The sequence below is a fragment of the Buttiauxella sp. WJP83 genome, assembly GCF_027594725.1.
Lineage (GTDB): Bacteria > Pseudomonadota > Gammaproteobacteria > Enterobacterales > Enterobacteriaceae > Buttiauxella > Buttiauxella selenatireducens.
In genome coordinates, this window is the sequence record NZ_CP110080.1 from 497,788 (window position 1) to 515,207 (window position 17,420).

Below are 17,420 nucleotides of genomic sequence, written 5' to 3' on the forward strand. Positions count from 1 at the left end.
GTTTGGATTGAGGTGAAAACCCAGGATGAACAAAGAAATTTTGGCTGTTGTTGAAGCAGTTTCCAACGAAAAATCATTGCCGCGTGAGAAGATTTTCGAAGCGCTGGAAAGTGCATTGGCTACAGCGACTAAGAAAAAATACGAACAAGAGATTGATGTGCGCGTAGCCATCGATCGCAAAAGTGGTGACTTTGATACTTTCCGCCGCTGGGTCATTGTAGAAGAAGTTACCCAACCAACGCGTGAAATCACCCTTGATGCAGCACAATTCGAAGACCCAGCGCTGAATGTTGGCGAATACGTTGAAGACCAAATCGAATCTGTGACTTTCGACCGTATCACCACCCAGACTGCAAAACAGGTTATCGTACAAAAAGTACGTGAAGCCGAACGTGCAATGGTTGTTGATCAGTTCCGCGAACACGAAGGTGAGATAATCACTGGTGTTGTGAAGAAAGTTAACCGCGAGAATATTTCTTTGGATCTCGGAAGCAACGCCGAAGCGGTTATTTTGCGTGAAGATATGCTTCCGCGTGAAAACTTCCGCCCGGGTGACCGTATCCGCGGTGTGCTTTATGCTGTGCGTCCGGAAGCTCGCGGTGCTCAACTGTTTGTTAGCCGTTCCAAGCCTGAAATGCTGATCGAACTGTTCCGTATTGAAGTGCCGGAAATTGGCGAAGAAGTTATTGAAATCAAAGCCGCTGCTCGTGATCCTGGTTCTCGCGCTAAAATCGCTGTGAAAACCAATGATAAACGTATCGACCCAGTAGGTGCTTGTGTTGGCATGCGTGGTGCGCGTGTTCAGGCAGTATCTACAGAATTGGGTGGTGAGCGTATTGATATCGTGCTGTGGGACGATAACCCGGCACAATTCGTTATCAACGCTATGGCACCGGCTGACGTGGCTTCCATTGTTGTCGATGAAGACAAACATACAATGGACATCGCGGTAGAGGCAGGCAATCTGGCACAAGCAATCGGTCGTAACGGTCAGAACGTGCGCCTGGCAGCCCAACTGAGCGGCTGGGAACTCAACGTAATGACTGTTGATGACCTGCAAGCTAAGCATCAGGCTGAAGCACATGCGGCCATTGATACCTTTACCAAATACCTCGAGATCGACGAGGATTTCGCCACTGTATTGGTAGAAGAAGGTTTCTCCACTCTCGAAGAATTGGCATACGTGCCGATGAAAGAGCTGCTGGAAATAGATGGCCTTGATGAAGATACAGTGGAAGCATTACGTGATCGCGCCAAAAACGCCCTCACCACACTGGCATTGGCGCAGGAAGAAAGCCTGGGCGATAACAAACCTCAAGAGGATCTGCTGAACCTCGAAGGTATGGATCGCAATCTGGCCTTTAAACTCGCTTCGCGCGGTGTGAGCTCGCTTGAAGACCTGGCTGAGCAAGGTGTCGACGATCTGTCAGATATTGAAGGTTTAACCAACGAGAAGGCCGGTGAATTGATCATGGCTGCTCGCAATATCTGCTGGTTTGGCGGCGAAGCGTAATAAACTGTAGCAGGAAGGAACAGCATGACAGATGTAACCGTAAAAGCGCTGGCCGCAGAGATTCAGACCTCCGTGGACCGCCTGGTACAGCAATTTGCTGATGCAGGGATCCCTAAGGCTGCTGATGATTCTGTCTCGGCCCAGGAAAAACAAACCTTACTGGCGCACCTGAACCGTGAACATGGTTCTGCGCCGGATAAGTTGACATTACAGCGCAAAACGCGCAGTACTTTAAACATTCCAGGTACCGGTGGGAAAAGTAAATCGGTACAAATCGAAGTCCGCAAGAAGCGCACCTTTGTGAAACGTGATCCGCAAGAGACTGAACGTCTTGCCGCGGAAGAACAGGCGCAGCGTGAAGCGGAAGAGCAAGCCCAACGTGAGGCGCAGGAAGCTGCCAATCGTCAGGCGCAAGAAAAAGCTAAACGTGAAGCTGAAGAGAAAGCTAAGCGTGAAGCCGCTGATAAAGCGAAACGTGAAGCTGCGGAAAAAGACAAAGTGAGCAATCAAGACGATATGACGAAAAGCGCCCAGGCCGACAAAGCCCGTCGCGAAGCTGAAGCTGCAGAGCTGAAGCGTAAAGCGGAAGAAGAAGCCCGTCGCAAATTAGAAGAAGACGCCCGTCGTGTAGCTGAAGAGGCCCGTAAAATGGCTGAAGCTAACGCAGGTGTGTGGACGGAAGAAGAGAAAGTGGAAGACGATAAATCAGATTACCATGTCACCACCTCTCAGCATGCGCGCCAGGCTGAAGACGAAAACGACCGCGAAGTAGAAGCTGGCCGTACTCGTGCTCGTACTGCTACCACTAAAGCACCGCGCCAGAAGAAAGGCGGAAAACACGGCGAGTCTAAAGCTGACCGTGAAGAAGCTCGTGCTGCGGTTCGTGGTGGTAAAGGCAAGCGTAAACCAAGTTCACTGCAGCAAGGCTTCAACAAGCCTGCTCAGGCAGTTAACCGTGACGTCATCATCGGCGAAACCGTTACTGTTGCAGAACTGGCAAACAAAATGGCTGTTAAAGGCTCTCAGGTCATCAAAGCGATGATGAAACTGGGTGCAATGGCGACCATTAACCAGGTCATCGACCAGGAAACCGCACAGCTGGTTGCCGAAGAGATGGGCCACAAAGTTATCCTGCGTCGTGAAAACGAGCTGGAAGAAGCGCTGATGAGCGATCGTGATACTGATGCAGTTGCAGAATCACGTGCGCCGGTTGTTACCATCATGGGTCACGTTGACCACGGTAAAACTTCACTGCTCGACTACATTCGCTCTACTAAAGTAGCGTCTGGCGAAGCGGGTGGTATTACCCAGCACATTGGTGCATACCACGTAGAAACTGACAACGGTATGGTTACCTTCCTGGATACCCCTGGCCACGCAGCGTTTACTTCTATGCGTGCTCGTGGTGCTCAGGCAACGGATATCGTTGTTCTGGTTGTTGCCGCAGACGATGGCGTAATGCCACAGACTATCGAAGCTATCCAGCACGCGAAAGCAGCGCAGGTACCGGTAGTAGTTGCGGTGAACAAAATCGATAAGCCAGAAGCTGACCCAGACCGCGTTAAGCAGGAACTGTCTCAGTACGGCATCATGCCAGAAGAGTGGGGCGGCGAAAGCCAGTTCATCCACGTGTCTGCTAAAGCAGGTACAGGTATTGACGAACTGCTGGACGCAATCCTGCTGCAAGCTGAAGTTCTTGAACTGAAAGCAATGCGTAAAGGCATGGCAAGCGGTGTGGTTATCGAATCCTTCCTGGATAAAGGTCGTGGTCCGGTAGCAACTGTTCTGGTTCGTGAAGGTTCTCTGAACAAAGGCGACATCGTTCTTTGTGGCTTCGAATATGGCCGTGTTCGTGCAATGCGTGACGAAATGGGTCGTGAAGTTGCAGAAGCAGGTCCGTCTATCCCTGTTGAAATCCTGGGTCTGTCCGGTGTTCCGGCAGCGGGTGATGAAGTCACAGTTGTTCGTGATGAGAAGAAAGCTCGTGAAGTTGCTCTGTATCGCCAGGGTAAATTCCGCGAAGTTAAACTGGCTCGTCAGCAGAAATCTAAACTGGAAAACATGTTCGCCAACATGACCGAAGGCGAAGTGTCCGAAGTGAATATCGTGCTGAAAGCCGACGTTCAGGGTTCTGTTGAAGCGATCAGCGATTCCTTGCTGAAACTGTCTACTGATGAAGTTAAAGTTAAAATCATCGGTTCTGGCGTAGGCGGTATCACTGAGACTGACGCAACGCTGGCTGCAGCATCTAACGCTATCCTTGTTGGCTTCAACGTCCGTGCTGATGCATCTGCACGTCGCGTAATTGAGTCAGAAAGCCTGGATCTGCGTTACTACTCCGTCATCTACCATCTGATCGACGAAGTGAAAGCGGCAATGAGCGGCATGCTGTCTCCGGAACTGAAACAACAGATCCTCGGCCTGGCCGAAGTTCGCGATGTGTTCAAATCGCCGAAATTTGGCGCCATCGCAGGTTGTATGGTTACCGAAGGTGTGGTCAAACGTCACAACCCAATCCGTGTACTGCGCGACAACGTGGTTATCTATGAAGGCGAGCTGGAATCCCTGCGCCGCTTCAAAGATGACGCTAACGAAGTTCGTAACGGTATGGAATGTGGTATCGGCGTGAAGAACTACAACGATGTACGTGTTGGTGATGTTATCGAAGTCTTCGAAATCATCGAAATCCAGCGTACTATCGCCTGATATCATCCGAGTACATAGCTAATATCTTTAGGGGGCCGAGCGCCCCCTGATTTTATGGAGAATTTATTATGGCGAAAGAATTTGGTCGCCCACAGCGTGTTTCTCAGGAATTGCAGAAAGAAATCGCAATCATCCTGCAACGCGAAATTAAAGACCCGCGTCTGGGCATGATGACCACCGTTTCTGGTGTCGAAGTGTCACGCGATCTGGCTTATGCCAAAGTATTTGTAACCTTCCTGAACGATAAAGACGAACAGGCTGTTAAAGAAGGCATCAAAGTTCTGCAAGATGCTTCTGGCTACATTCGTTCTTTGCTGGGCAAAGCAATGCGTTTGCGCATCGTGCCTGAATTGACTTTCTTCTACGATAACTCGTTAGTTGAAGGCATGCGCATGTCGAATCTGGTTTCAAACGTCATCAGAAACGATGATGAGCGCCGTGTAAACGATACGGATGACAGCAAGGAGGATTAATGAGTCGTCCTCGTCGTCGTGGTCGTGATATCCACGGAGTATTGTTGTTGGATAAACCTCAGGGGTTATCTTCTAACGATGCGTTGCAGAAAGTTAAGCGTATTTATAACGCTAACCGTGCCGGCCATACCGGAGCGCTTGACCCGCTTGCAACGGGAATGTTGCCGATTTGCCTCGGTGAAGCGACGAAATTTTCACGCTACTTGTTGGACTCCGATAAGCGTTACCGTGTTATTGCCCGCCTGGGGCAACGTACTGACACCTCTGATGCTGATGGCACAGTGGTTCAGGAACGTCCGGTCACCTTTACCGAGCAAGAACTGGCAACTGCGTTAGAAAGTTTTCGTGGCGAAACTCAGCAAGTCCCATCGATGTACTCCGCACTGAAATATCAAGGCAAACCGCTTTATGAGTATGCGCGCCAGGGTATCGAAGTGCCGCGTGAAGCACGATCTATCACTGTCTACGAATTGTTGTTTATTCGCCATGAAGGGAATGAACTGGAACTGGAAATTCACTGCTCTAAAGGGACATATATTCGCACTATCACCGATGATTTAGGTGAGAAGCTCGGATGTGGGGCCCACGTGACTTTCCTGCGCCGTCTGGCGGTGAGTAAGTATCCTGTCGAACGCATGGTGACGCTTGAGCAACTGATTGCGTTGCTAGAGCAAGCACAAGAGCAAGGTATTGAGCCATCTGTGCTGTTAGATCCCCTACTGATGCCAATGGACAGTCCTGCTTCGGATTTCCCAATCGTGAATTTGCAACCTGCTGTTGCGGGTTACTTCAAGAATGGGCAACCGGTGCAAGTATCTGGTAGCCCAGCAGAAGGGCTTGTCCGAGTCACCGAAGGTGATGAAGGCAAATTTATCGGTATGGCTGAAATTGATGATGATGGGCGTGTAGCGCCTCGTCGTCTGGTCGTAGAGTATCCCATCTGACATTTGTAGTTGCCTTGCGATAACAGGTTGCTACAGGTAAAATGGCGCGGCTTAACATTCTCACCTTTGTTTTACAGCGGTGGGTATGTGCACTGGAGTTGCTGAATTAGAGATCGGCACTCTCTCTTTTTATCTATAATTTTGGAGTTGAAAATGTCTCTAAGCGTTGAAGCTAAAGCTAAAATCGTTTCTGAGTTTGGTCGTGGTACTAACGACAGCGGTTCTACCGAAGTTCAGGTTGCACTGCTGACTGCACAGATTAACCACCTGCAAGGTCACTTTGCAGAGCACAAAAAAGATCACCACAGCCGTCGTGGTCTGCTGCGTATGGTTTCTCAGCGTCGTAAACTGCTCGACTACCTGAAGCGTAAAGATGTAGCACGTTACACCAGCCTGATCGAGCGTCTGGGTCTGCGTCGCTAAGTCTTGCGAGTTTCAGAAAAAGGGGCCTTTTAAGGCCCCTTTTTTCAACCATATGGCAGCAATTCTATGGAAACTAATGTATTGTTGCAGGGTGTGATCTTTATTGCAGAGGTTCGCGCGGCTAATGAGAGGCTTTATCCGCAGGGGCGGGTCAGGGTTGTCATTAGTCGCGAGGATGCGATTTAGATCGGGTTAAACGTAGCGAGTGCAATCACCTGCTACCAAAGATTATTAAGGATATTATTTTGCTAAATCCGATTGTCCGTAAATTCCAGTACGGTCAACATACGGTCACTATTGAGACCGGTATGATGGCTCGCCAGGCTACCGCAGCAGTAATGGTAAGCATGGATGACACTGCTGTATTCGTGACCGTTGTTGGTCAGAAAAAAGCGAAAGCAGGTCAAGACTTCTTCCCGCTGACTGTTAACTATCAGGAGCGTACTTACGCTGCTGGTCGTATCCCAGGCAGCTTCTTCCGTCGTGAAGGCCGTCCAAGTGAAGGCGAAACACTGATCGCGCGTCTGATTGACCGTCCAGTGCGTCCGCTGTTCCCGGAAGGTTTCGTTAACGAAGTACAGGTTATCGCAACTGTCGTTTCTGTGAACCCACAAGTTCACCCAGACATCGTTGCAATGATCGGTGCTTCTGCAGCTCTGAGCCTGTCTGGTATTCCATTCAATGGCCCAATTGGTGCAGCACGTGTTGGTTATATCAATGACCAGTATGTTCTGAACCCGACTGCTGACGAATTGAAAACCAGCAAACTGGACCTGGTTGTTGCCGGTACCGAAGGTGCTGTGCTGATGGTTGAATCCGAAGCTGAACTGCTGAGCGAAGACCAGATGCTGGGCGCTGTAGTATTCGGCCACGAACAACAGCAGGTTGTTATCCAGAACATCAATTCCCTGGTTGCTGAAGCTGGCAAACCACGTTGGGATTGGCAGCCAGAAGCTGCTAACGAAGCGCTGAATGCGCGTGTTGCAGCACTTGCTGAATCTCGCTTGAGTGATGCTTACCGTATCACTGACAAGCAAGAGCGTTATGCACAGGTCGACATCATCAAGTCTGACGTTATCGCTGCTTTGTCAGCTGAAGACGAAACCATTGATGCTGGCGAAGTGAGCGACATTCTGCACGCTATTGAGAAAAACGTTGTTCGTAGCCGTATCCTGGCGGGTGAACTGCGTATCGATGGTCGCGAAAAAGACATGATCCGTGGTCTGGATGTGCGTACTGGTGTTCTGCCACGTACTCACGGTTCTGCACTGTTCACCCGTGGTGAAACTCAGGCGCTGGTTACAGCTACTCTGGGTACCGCTCGTGATGCGCAGAATCTGGATGAGTTGATGGGCGAACGTACCGACAACTTCCTGTTCCACTACAACTTCCCTCCGTACTCTGTAGGCGAAACCGGCATGGTCGGTTCACCGAAGCGTCGTGAGATTGGTCACGGCCGTCTGGCTAAGCGTGGCGTTCTGGCTGTTATGCCGGATGCAGACCGCTTCCCATACACCGTGCGTGTCGTGTCTGAAATTACTGAATCTAACGGTTCTTCTTCCATGGCTTCCGTATGTGGTGCTTCTCTGGCACTGATGGATGCAGGCGTGCCAATCAAAGCCGCTGTAGCCGGTATTGCGATGGGCCTGGTTAAAGAAGGCGAAAACTTTGTTGTTCTGTCTGACATTCTGGGTGATGAAGACCACTTGGGCGACATGGACTTTAAAGTTGCTGGTAGCCGTGAAGGTATCTCTGCACTGCAGATGGATATCAAAATTGAAGGTATCACCCGCGAAATCATGCAGGTGGCTCTGAACCAGGCTAAAGGTGCGCGTCTGCATATCCTTGGCGTGATGGAACAAGCTATCAATGCTCCGCGTGGCGACATCTCTGAGTTCGCTCCACGTATTCACACTATCAAAATCAACCCAGACAAGATCAAAGACGTGATCGGTAAGGGTGGTTCTGTGATTCGTGCGCTGACCGAAGAAACCGGTACGACTATCGAAATCGAAGATGACGGCACAGTGAAAATCGCTGCGACCGATGGCGACAAAGCGAAATTCGCAATTCGTCGTATCGAAGAGATCACTGCTGAAATCGAAGTTGGCCGTATCTACAACGGTAAAGTCACTCGTATCGTTGATTTCGGTGCATTCGTTGCGATTGGCGGCGGCAAAGAAGGTCTGGTACACATTTCTCAAATCGCTGACAAGCGCGTAGAGAAAGTGACTGACTACCTGCAAATGGGTCAAGAAGTTCCGGTTAAAGTACTGGAAGTTGATCGCCAGGGCCGTGTACGTCTGAGCATCAAAGAAGCAACAGAGCAGTCACCAGCCGAAAGCGCAGCACCAGCTGCACCAGAAGCTGAGTAAGCGTTACCGATTAAACTCTCCATGGCGACATGGAGAGTTATTTATTACGGGGCAGGGAGTCTCGTTTTAGAGCCGGTGGACAGGACGTCATTCATTAGTTGTCTTCGGGAGTGGGAAATGAAGCCTTTTTTGCGCTGGTGTTTCGTTGCGACAGCTCTCACGCTTGCAGGATGCGGCAACTCTGCCTGGCGTAAAAGCGAAGTCCTGGCGGTACCATTGCAGCCGACTTTGCAGCAAGAAGTCATTCTTGCACGCATGGAACAGATACTTGCCAGCCGGGCTTTAACCGATGATGAACGCGCACAGCTTTTATATGAGCGCGGAGTGTTGTATGATAGCCTCGGCTTGCGGGCTCTGGCGCGAAATGATTTTTCACAAGCGTTGGCAATCCGCCCCGATATGCCTGAAGTATTCAATTACTTAGGCATATATTTAACGCAGGCAGGCAATTTTGATGCTGCCTATGAAGCGTTTGATTCTGTACTTGAGCTTGATCCAACTTACAACTACGCGCATTTAAATCGCGGTATCGCCCTCTACTACGGTGGTCGTTATCGTTTAGCGCAAGATGATCTGCTGGCGTTTTATCAAGACGATCCCAACGATCCTTTCCGTAGTCTGTGGCTCTATCTTGCTGAAAGCAATTTAGATGCAAAGCAGGCTAAAGTGGCGTTACAACAGCGCCTCGATAAATCGGATAAAGAGCAATGGGGATGGAACATTGTCGAGTTCTACCTGGGGAACATTAACGAAGCAACGTTAATGGAACGCCTCAAGGCGGACGCAACGGATAACACCTCGCTCGCTGAGCATCTCAGTGAAACCAACTTCTATTTAGGTAAGTACTACCTAAGTCTGGGGGAAAAGGACAGCGCCACGGCACTGTTCAAGTTAGCGGTCGCTAACAACGTACACAACTACGTTGAGCATCGTTATGCATTGTTGGAATTAGCGCTCTTGGGCCAGGAGCAAGATGACCTGGCAGAATCGGACCAGCAATAGCTGACGAACATCGATCAGCCCATAAACTTTTTTATTAAAGTCATCACCTTAACGGGTGAGGGCGTTTTTGTTCGTTAATCAACCAAATTTGAGCCGGTTCACACTTTTCAATGAAAATTGCAGGTCAATTTCACGATGAGTTACGTAGACTGGCCGCCATCAACGAGGCACATGTACTACATGACTGATATCATCGAAACTACTACCATCGAAACTACTTTTACCGATCTGGGGCTGAACACCTCCATCCTTAAAGCCCTGAACGATCTGGGTTATGAAAAACCATCTCCAATCCAGGCAGAATGTATTCCACAGCTTCTGGCTGGCCGCGATGTACTGGGTATGGCCCAGACGGGTAGCGGCAAAACTGCAGCGTTCTCATTACCGCTGCTGCACAACCTTGATCCAGAGCTGAAAGCACCACAAATCCTGGTGCTGGCACCGACCCGCGAACTGGCGGTTCAGGTTGCTGAAGCCATGACGGATTTCTCTAAACATATGCACGGCGTAAACGTTGTGGCCCTTTATGGTGGCCAGCGTTATGACGTGCAACTGCGCGCCCTGCGTCAGGGACCACAAATTGTTGTTGGTACCCCAGGCCGCCTGCTTGACCACTTAAAACGCGGTACGCTGAACCTGTCCAACCTGAAAGGTCTGGTACTGGACGAAGCAGATGAAATGCTGCGTATGGGCTTCATCGAAGACGTTGAAACCATCATGGCTCAGATCCCAGAAGGTCATCAGACCGCTCTGTTCTCTGCAACTATGCCAGAAGCGATTCGTCGTATTACTCGTCGTTTCATGAAAGATCCACAGGAAGTTCGCATTCAATCTAGCGTTACGACTCGTCCGGACATCAGCCAGAGCTACTGGACTGTGCACGGCATGCGTAAGAACGAAGCGCTGGTTCGTTTCCTGGAAGCTGAAGATTTTGATGCGGCGATCATTTTCGTACGTACCAAAAACGCAACTCTGGAAGTGGCTGAAGCACTGGAACAAAGCGGCTATAACAGCGCTGCATTGAACGGTGACATGAACCAGGCACTGCGTGAGCAGACTCTGGAGCGTCTGAAAGATGGTCGTCTGGACATCCTGATTGCAACCGACGTTGCGGCCCGTGGCCTTGACGTTGAGCGTATCAGCCTGGTTGTGAACTACGACATCCCAATGGATTCAGAATCTTATGTTCACCGTATCGGTCGTACCGGTCGTGCGGGTCGTGCTGGCCGTGCGCTGCTGTTCGTTGAGAACCGTGAGCGTCGTCTGCTGCGCAACATCGAACGCACCATGAAGCTGACGATTCCTGAAGTTGAACTGCCAAACCGTGAACTGCTGAGCGAGCGTCGTCTGGCTAAGTTCGCCGCTAAAGTTCAGCAGCAACTGGAAAGCAGCGATCTGGATCTTTACCGTGGTCTGTTGGCGAAAATCCAACCGGTTGCTGATGAAGAACTGGATATGGAAACACTGGCTGCAGCATTGCTGAAAATGGCACAGGGCGAACGTCCTCTGATCCTGCCACCAGATGCACCAATGCGTCCGCGTCGTGAGTTCAAAGAGCGTGATGATCGTTTCGAGCGTTCAGACCGTGCTCCACGTGGCGACCGTGCACCACGCGGTGACCGTCCAGAGCGTGGCGATCGCCCACAGCGTGATGGCGATGCACCACGTCGTGAGCGTCGTGATGTTGGCGATATGGAACTGTACCGTATTGAAGTTGGCCGTGATGATGGTGTTGAAGTTCGTCACATTGTTGGCGCTATCGCTAACGAAGGTGACATCAGCAGCCGTTACATCGGTAACATCAAGCTGTTTGGTACTCACTCCACCATCGAGCTGCCAAAAGGCATGCCAGGTGAAGTTCTGCAGCACTTTACCCGTACTCGTATTCTGAACAAGCCGATGAATATGCAGTTGATGGGTGATGCACAGCCACGTACTGACCGTGGCGGCGAACGTCGTGGCGGTGGTGCTGGTCGTGGTTTCGGTGGTGGTGAGCGTCGTGAAGGCGGTCGCGGTCCACGTCGTGATGGTCCAGGTGCTGGCGCACCACGTAGCTTCAGCGGCGAACGTCGTGAAGGCGGTCGTGGCCCACGTCGTGAAGATGGCGCAGCGCCTGCTCGTCGTCGTACGACTGAAGCATAATTGACAGAAGTTTATGCCTGCTGAATATCTGCAGGCAGTGATAAAAATCCTGGTTAATGCAACCGGGATTTTTTTTATCCAAATTGTACTCATGTACTGGTACAATGTTGCACAGTAAACCTGTCGCTTCGACAGCCGTTCATTGTTTCGGGAATTCGTATGGCAACCTTATCGACCACTCACGCATCGCCCTCTATTTTCGGCGGAGTTATGATTATTGGCGGCACAATAATTGGTGCCGGGATGTTTTCCCTGCCAGTGGTCATGTCCGGTGCGTGGTTTTTCTGGTCTTTAGCCGCATTGCTTGTCACCTGGTTTTGCATGTTGCACTCCGGTTTGATGATTCTGGAAGCCAACCTTAATTACCGCGTGGGCTCAAGCTTCGACACTGTGACCAAAGATTTGCTGGGTAAAGGCTGGAATCTGATTAACGGTCTTTCCATCGCCTTTGTCCTGTATATCCTGACTTACGCCTACATCTCGGCAAGCGGTTCAGTGATTCATCACACCCTGGGCAAAATGTCTGTCGATTTTCCCGCGCGATTTGCCGGTCTGATTTTTGCTCTCGTGGTGGCCTTTATCGTTTGGCTCAGCACGCGAGCAGTGAGTCGTATGACGACGATAGTGCTCGGTGCAAAAATCCTGACTTTTTTTATGACGTTCGGAGGGTTGATGTGGCATGTCGAACCCGCAACGTTGTTGGATAGCAAAGCGATAAATCCAAGCTACCTGCCGTACCTATTTATGACGCTACCATTTTGCCTCGCCTCGTTTGGTTATCATGGCAACGTGCCGAGTTTGATGAAGTATTACGGCAAAGATCCCCAGACCATCAAACGCTGCCTCATCTGGGGAACGCTGATGGCGCTGGGGCTATACGTCATCTGGTTGATCGGCAGTATGGGGAATATTCCGCGCAGCGACTTTATTGCCATTGCAGATAAGGGCGGAAATATCGATGTGCTGGTCGGCGCGTTGAGTGGCGTGTTAAACAGCCGCGCGTTGGATTTACTGCTGATTGTTTTCTCAAACTTTGCCGTTGCCAGTTCATTCCTTGGCGTGACACTAGGTTTATTCGATTATCTGGCAGACTTATTTAAGTTCGACGACTCACCACTTGGGCGCCTGAAAACGGCATTAGTGACATTTATTCCGCCAATGTTGGGGGGCGTTATCTGGCCTGACGGTTTTATTTATGCGATAGGATTCGCGGGTTTGGCTGCCACTATCTGGGCGGCAATCGTTCCTGCACTGCTGGCAAAAGCCTCACGTAAGAAGTTTGGCAGCCCAATTTATCGTGTATGGGGTGGGAATAAAATGATTGCACTGATATTGATCTTCGGTGTGACGAATGCCGTGATTCATATCCTTTCGAGCTTCGATCTATTACCGGTCTACCATTAAATTTTTCGCCCCTCATTCGAGGGGCGAAATCATCAACCCATTAAACTCTCATAAACATCCATGGCTAAATCAAACGAATGCAGTCGGGCTTCGGTATCAAAGATCTGGCCGTTAACCATAATTTCATCAGCCTGAGTTTCCCGTAGTAATGAAGTTAGCCCATAACGCACTTTCGCTTTATCTCCCACCAGCGACATGCTTAGCGCCTGCTGCACCCCATACTGTTCCGCCGGGCTCCAGAAACTGTCCATGTTTTCAATCGGTGGAGGTAACTGGCCCGTTTCCCCACGGCGTAATTTAGCGAAGGCTTGCTGCATTGAGGTAAACAAAAACTCGGCGTCGCGGTTGCTGTCGGCCGCAATGATATTAATGCAGACCATCGCATACGGTTTTTCAAGACGCGCCGACGGTTTAAATTGGGCACGGTAAAGTTGCAAAGCCTGGAATAACATATCGGGCGCAAAGTGTGAGGCAAAGGCGAACGGCAGACCAAGCTGTGCCGCCAGCTGTGCGCTGTAAAGACTTGAGCCCAATAGCCAGACGGGGATCTTTGTGTTGTATCCAGGGACTGGGCGCACCGCCGGGTTCGGGTCTGTTGCGTCAAACCATGAAACTAGTTCATTCACATCGCGGGGGAAATTATCAATATCCCCGCTCATATGGCGGCGTAGCGCCATCATAGTGCGCTGATCGCTACCCGGTGCGCGGCCTAACCCCAAATCGATACGTCCGGGATAAAGCGTTTCCAGAGTGCCAAACTGTTCGGCAATGACTAAAGGTGAATGGTTTGGCAGCATCACGCCGCCAGAACCCAGGCGTAAAGTTTCGGTATTTGCCGCCAGATAGCCAATCAAAACTGACGTAGCTGCGCTGGCAATCCCGGTCATGTTGTGATGTTCAGCCAGCCAGTAGCGATGATAGCCACGCTTTTCAGCAAGACGAGCTAAATCTAGCGAGCGATGAAACGCGTCCCGAGGCTGAGAGCCTTGTGGGATAGGGGCTAAATCGAGTAAAGAGAACGGAACTTGGGTGATGTCAGACATAACGGCTCACTTTGTTAGATTTACCCATCATACTTCAAGCTGCCTCTTTGTTGGCTGCGCCTACTTACCCGAATCACTTACTTATGTAAGCTCATCGGGATGCGTATTCTTGCCGCCGCGATGCAACTCGAATTATTTGGGGAAAATTACTATTTTTGGATGACATTGCTTTTCAGTATTGCCGAAAATCATCAACAATTAAGTAACAAAGTGAGCCTTTTCTCAGCTCTGAGTGACTAACTCTAAACCAGCGACGCGACGCCAGTAACCATTACAATCGCTCTGCGCGGCCAGGGATAAAGGCGCGCTGCCATTTTCATTTTTACGAAATGCTTCCAGAACGCGCAATGTCTCCATACCCATCGGGGATAAACGAACCATATCGACCAGGCCTTTCATCGAGGTTAGTTCGTTCCCAAGGTTGTAAACGTAACCGCTCATGGTCTGAATGCCGTTAAGCACAAACACTTGCTGATTTTCCTGGGAAAGCATGTTGCGCCCGACAGGATACTTAATGCAGCAGGTTTCGCATTCATCTTTCGGTTTGTCTTCTGAACGTGCGGTAAAGCAGCGAGCGGAATAGGCCAGTGGTAAATGACCGTAGCTGAGAACTTCCACTTCAAACTTGTTGCGGATACCCAACTCGTCGCACTGAATGAGCATGTTTGCCAGCCAGTCTCGCGACAGCTCAACCGGCATACACCAGCGAACCATACCTTGCTTGAGCAGCAAGCGCAGAGTCACTGCGTTGTAGCAGTTAAGCGCATGCCCTGCGACAAACGGCAGCTTGCGCTCTGCGGCCATATTCACCGCGCCAAGATCATTGGCCTCAATCAGGAATTCACCATTCTCGACGTAGCGTTTTAGTTCGTTCAATTCAGATGGAGCCTGAACCAGAGCTAAAGTGGAAAGAACGACTTGTTTGCCTTCGCCCGCGAGGCTTTTTGCCATATCCAGCCAGTCACCGGTTTTGGTCGCACGACGTTTGCTGCAAACAGACTCGCCAAGATAAATAGTTTCAGCGCTACTTTTTACCGCAGCCTGGTAAAATTTTTCCAAAGTCTCTTTTGGCCAATAATACAGCACTGGCCCTAACGAATATTTCATGGGATTTCCTACTGCCATTTACGGTGATAGGCACCGAGAGTGGTTTGCGTGCCTTCGGCCATCGCCCCTAATGCTTCCATCCATGCCGGTTGTGCACGGTAATTTTCCGGATTGGTCATGCAAAGGTCGATTGCCTGACGCCACACTTTAGCGACCTGGCTGACATACGCCGGGCTACGCTGGCGGCCTTCGATTTTCACCGAGGCAATATTGGCGGCCAATAACTCAGGCAGCAGTTCAAGCGTATTCAGGCTGGTTGGCTCTTCGAGCGCGTGATATTTCTGGCCATCGACAAGATAGCGCCCTTTGCAAAGCGTCGGATAACCGGCATTTTCACCGTCCTGATAGCGGTCAATCAGCACATCATTAAGACGTGACTCCAGGCCTTGCGGGGTTTGCTGCCAACGAACAAAGCGAGCTGGCGAGCATGCCCCAACGGTGTTCGGTGATTCACCGGTCAGATAAGAAGAGAGATAACAACGGCCTTCAGCCATGATACACAGGCTACCGAAGGCGAAAACCTCTAGCGGTACCGGAGTCACTCGGGCTAACTGTTTAACCTGATGAATCGATAACACGCGCGGCAGAACGACACGAGCCACATCGAAATGGCGATGATAAAAACGAATCGCTTCTTCATTGGTGGCGGAAGCTTGCACCGAGACATGGCGTTCAATATGTGGATAACGTTCAGCGGCGTACTCAAGCATAGCGAGGTCAGCCAAAATGAGGGCGTCGGCTCCGAGTTGCGCTGCCATATCCACTGCTCGTTGCCAGCGCACGTAGCCGTCAGGATGCGCGAACGTATTGATAGCGATATGCAGTTTACGGCGATGTTGATGCACGTAACTCACCGCTTCTTGCAGCTTCTTCTCCGTGAAATTCAGTCCAGCAAAATGGCGGGCGTTGGTATCATCTTTCAGACCAATGTAAACCGCGTCGGCACCATTATCGATGGCCGCTTTCAACGCCGGTAAGTTTCCGGCTGGGCAAAGCAACTCCATAATTTATCCTGAATCATCGGGAAACCTCAGGGGTTACCCATGCCACCCATGCAAGGGGCAGCAAAATTGTTAACGAACTGGGATTTTAGTTAACCCGACCACGACAAATTTTGATTTAAGGCAGCTAATGGCGTATTGATGACTTATTGATAAGGTTGATAAGTGGTATCTATAACCCGCGCAATTGTTGATTTGCACCGCTACAGAGAATGGTTGGTGTGGCAAAATAGCGGTTAAATTTCTCAAGGAGTAAAGCTCGTGCTGGATAAATTGCGCTCACGCCTGGTCCATCGTGGTCCGTCACTGTTAAGAACACCGGTTAAATTGACGCCCTTTGCTCTAAAGCGCCAGGTGCTTGAACAGGTGCTTGGCTGGCAGTTTCGTCAGGCGATGGAAGAGGGTGAACTCGAATTTCTTGAGGGACGCTGGTTGAGTATTGAAGTGCGTGACCTCGGTCTGAAGTGGTTTACTTCGGTACAAGATAATAAACTTGTCGTGCGTGAAGATGCCCCAGCAGATGTCAGTTTCAGTGCTACCGCCAACGATCTGCTGATGATCGCCGCACGTAAGCAAGATCCCGATACCTTGTTTTTCCAGCGTCGTCTGGTTATTGAAGGTGACACAGAACTTGGGCTGTACGTTAAAAATCTAATGGATGCCATTGAGCTGGATGCAATGCCTAAACCATTACGCATGCTGCTGCTGCAACTGGCTGATTTTGTCGAAGCAGGTATGAAACATCAATCTGCTCCAGAAAGTAACTCGGTAGGTGAGCCATGTTAATTCGTGTAGAAATACCCATTGATGCTCCTGGCATCGATGCCTTACTTCGCCGTTCCTTTAACGGTAATGGTGAAGCTGATTTGGTTAAGGCTTTACGAGAAGACGGGCTACTAACGCTTGGCGTTGTCGCCACCGACGACGAAGGTCAGGTGGTCGGTTATGTTGCCTTTAGCCCCGTTGCGGTAGAAGGTGAAGAACTTCAGTGGGTTGGCCTGGCGCCACTCGCTGTAGACGAAGCTTATCGCGGCCAGGGTTTGGCAAAAAAACTGGTATACGAAGGGTTGGATTCACTCAACGAATTTGGCTACGCAGCGGTCGTGACGTTAGGCGAAGCGGCGATGTACGAGCGTTTCGGCTTTGTTCCCGCCGCGCAGTATGGTTTGCGTTGCGCCTGGCCCGATACCGAAGCTTACTTCCTGATTCATCCGCTGGCTGATGATGCGCTTAATGGCGTTTCGGGTTTAGTTGAATATCACGATCATTTCAATCGCGAATTCTGAT

15 protein-coding genes are annotated in these 17,420 nt (G+C 50.4%); 12 read left to right on the plus strand and 3 right to left on the minus strand.

Features of this window, described 5'->3' with window-relative positions; genetic code table 11:
• Nucleotides 1–25 precede the first annotated feature (25 nt).
• The 10 genes from nusA (at nucleotide 26) to mtr (ending at nucleotide 12,982) form a co-directional block, all read left to right on the plus strand.
• Complete coding sequence (gene nusA / locus OH773_RS02410; protein ID WP_270142663.1) at nucleotides 26–1,513, plus strand: transcription termination factor NusA; 1,488 nt, start codon at nucleotides 26–28, stop codon at nucleotides 1,511–1,513.
• Nucleotides 1,514–1,537: 24 nt separating this feature from the next.
• On the plus strand, nucleotides 1,538–4,219 hold the full coding sequence (gene infB / locus OH773_RS02415; protein WP_270142665.1) for a translation initiation factor IF-2: 2,682 nt from the start codon (nucleotides 1,538–1,540) through the stop codon (nucleotides 4,217–4,219).
• Between the two features lie 68 nt (nucleotides 4,220–4,287).
• Nucleotides 4,288–4,692: a 30S ribosome-binding factor RbfA gene (gene rbfA, locus OH773_RS02420; protein ID WP_034459684.1), complete on the plus strand. Its 405-nt coding sequence runs from the start codon at nucleotides 4,288–4,290 to the stop codon at nucleotides 4,690–4,692.
• The gene (gene truB / locus OH773_RS02425; protein ID WP_270142668.1) at nucleotides 4,692–5,636 is read left to right on the plus strand and encodes a tRNA pseudouridine(55) synthase TruB; all 945 of its coding nucleotides are present in this window, start codon (nucleotides 4,692–4,694) and stop codon (nucleotides 5,634–5,636) included. The genes rbfA and truB overlap by 1 nt, the downstream gene beginning before the upstream one ends.
• 153 nt (nucleotides 5,637–5,789) lie before the next feature.
• On the plus strand, nucleotides 5,790–6,059 hold the full coding sequence (gene rpsO / locus OH773_RS02430) for a 30S ribosomal protein S15 (RefSeq protein ID WP_002434239.1): 270 nt from the start codon (nucleotides 5,790–5,792) through the stop codon (nucleotides 6,057–6,059).
• Nucleotides 6,060–6,304: 245 nt separating this feature from the next.
• On the plus strand, nucleotides 6,305–8,434 hold the full coding sequence (gene pnp, locus OH773_RS02435) for a polyribonucleotide nucleotidyltransferase (RefSeq protein WP_270142670.1): 2,130 nt from the start codon (nucleotides 6,305–6,307) through the stop codon (nucleotides 8,432–8,434).
• 117 nt (nucleotides 8,435–8,551) lie between these two features.
• Nucleotides 8,552–9,436 carry a lipoprotein NlpI gene (gene nlpI / locus OH773_RS02440; RefSeq protein WP_270142672.1) on the plus strand — a complete coding sequence of 295 codons (885 nt, stop codon included), beginning with the start codon at nucleotides 8,552–8,554 and terminating at the stop codon, nucleotides 9,434–9,436.
• 110 nt (nucleotides 9,437–9,546) lie between these two features.
• Nucleotides 9,547–9,624: a protein YrbN gene (gene yrbN, locus OH773_RS02445; RefSeq protein ID WP_183270882.1), complete on the plus strand. Its 78-nt coding sequence runs from the start codon at nucleotides 9,547–9,549 to the stop codon at nucleotides 9,622–9,624.
• On the plus strand, nucleotides 9,617–11,578 hold the full coding sequence (locus OH773_RS02450; protein WP_270145648.1) for a DEAD/DEAH family ATP-dependent RNA helicase: 1,962 nt from the start codon (nucleotides 9,617–9,619) through the stop codon (nucleotides 11,576–11,578). The genes yrbN and OH773_RS02450 overlap by 8 nt, the downstream gene beginning before the upstream one ends.
• A 159-nt stretch (nucleotides 11,579–11,737) precedes the next feature.
• Nucleotides 11,738–12,982: a tryptophan permease gene (gene mtr, locus OH773_RS02455; protein WP_270142676.1), complete on the plus strand. Its 1,245-nt coding sequence runs from the start codon at nucleotides 11,738–11,740 to the stop codon at nucleotides 12,980–12,982.
• A 32-nt stretch (nucleotides 12,983–13,014) separates the two neighbouring features.
• On the opposite strand, the gene OH773_RS02460 is transcribed toward mtr, so the two are convergent.
• The 3 genes from OH773_RS02460 to ubiU all read right to left on the minus strand — a co-directional run bounded on the left by OH773_RS02460 (nucleotide 13,015) and on the right by ubiU (nucleotide 16,136).
• Complete coding sequence (locus OH773_RS02460) at nucleotides 13,015–14,025, minus strand: luciferase-like monooxygenase (protein WP_270142678.1); 1,011 nt, start codon at nucleotides 14,023–14,025, stop codon at nucleotides 13,015–13,017.
• A 222-nt stretch (nucleotides 14,026–14,247) separates the two neighbouring features.
• Entirely contained in the window at nucleotides 14,248–15,132 is an 885-nt protein-coding gene (locus OH773_RS02465) for a U32 family peptidase (protein WP_442865640.1), read from the minus strand.
• Nucleotides 15,133–15,140: 8 nt separating this feature from the next.
• The gene (gene ubiU / locus OH773_RS02470) at nucleotides 15,141–16,136 is read right to left on the minus strand and encodes a ubiquinone anaerobic biosynthesis protein UbiU (protein ID WP_270142682.1); all 996 of its coding nucleotides are present in this window, start codon (nucleotides 16,134–16,136) and stop codon (nucleotides 15,141–15,143) included.
• Nucleotides 16,137–16,394: 258 nt separating this feature from the next.
• Between ubiU and ubiT the strand changes: the two genes are divergently transcribed.
• Together ubiT and OH773_RS02480 are read left to right on the plus strand one after the other, a co-directional pair.
• Nucleotides 16,395–16,919, plus strand: a complete 525-nt coding sequence (gene ubiT, locus OH773_RS02475; protein ID WP_270142684.1) for a ubiquinone anaerobic biosynthesis accessory factor UbiT — start codon at nucleotides 16,395–16,397, stop codon at nucleotides 16,917–16,919.
• Nucleotides 16,913–17,419 (plus strand): GNAT family N-acetyltransferase, encoded by a 507-nt coding sequence (locus OH773_RS02480; protein ID WP_270142686.1) that lies wholly within the window; start codon nucleotides 16,913–16,915, stop codon nucleotides 17,417–17,419. Before ubiT ends, OH773_RS02480 begins: the two co-directional genes overlap by 7 nt.
• The last annotated feature ends 1 nt before the right edge of the window (nucleotide 17,420 follow it).

Coding starts and splice junctions, on each gene's coding strand:
- infB (WP_270142665.1), top strand. CDS start 1,538: ATGACAGATGTAACCGTAAAAGCGCTGGCCGCAGAGATTCAGACCTCC.
- yrbN (WP_183270882.1), top strand. CDS start 9,547: ATGAAAATTGCAGGTCAATTTCACGATGAGTTACGTAGACTGGCCGCC.
- ubiU (WP_270142682.1), bottom strand. CDS start 16,136: ATGGAGTTGCTTTGCCCAGCCGGAAACTTACCGGCGTTGAAAGCGGCC.
- OH773_RS02465 (WP_442865640.1), bottom strand. CDS start 15,132: ATGAAATATTCGTTAGGGCCAGTGCTGTATTATTGGCCAAAAGAGACT.
- OH773_RS02460 (WP_270142678.1), bottom strand. CDS start 14,025: ATGTCTGACATCACCCAAGTTCCGTTCTCTTTACTCGATTTAGCCCCT.
- OH773_RS02450 (WP_270145648.1), top strand. CDS start 9,617: ATGACTGATATCATCGAAACTACTACCATCGAAACTACTTTTACCGAT.
- nlpI (WP_270142672.1), top strand. CDS start 8,552: ATGAAGCCTTTTTTGCGCTGGTGTTTCGTTGCGACAGCTCTCACGCTT.
- mtr (WP_270142676.1), top strand. CDS start 11,738: ATGGCAACCTTATCGACCACTCACGCATCGCCCTCTATTTTCGGCGGA.
- rpsO (WP_002434239.1), top strand. CDS start 5,790: ATGTCTCTAAGCGTTGAAGCTAAAGCTAAAATCGTTTCTGAGTTTGGT.
- rbfA (WP_034459684.1), top strand. CDS start 4,288: ATGGCGAAAGAATTTGGTCGCCCACAGCGTGTTTCTCAGGAATTGCAG.
- OH773_RS02480 (WP_270142686.1), top strand. CDS start 16,913: ATGTTAATTCGTGTAGAAATACCCATTGATGCTCCTGGCATCGATGCC.
- truB (WP_270142668.1), top strand. CDS start 4,692: ATGAGTCGTCCTCGTCGTCGTGGTCGTGATATCCACGGAGTATTGTTG.
- nusA (WP_270142663.1), top strand. CDS start 26: ATGAACAAAGAAATTTTGGCTGTTGTTGAAGCAGTTTCCAACGAAAAA.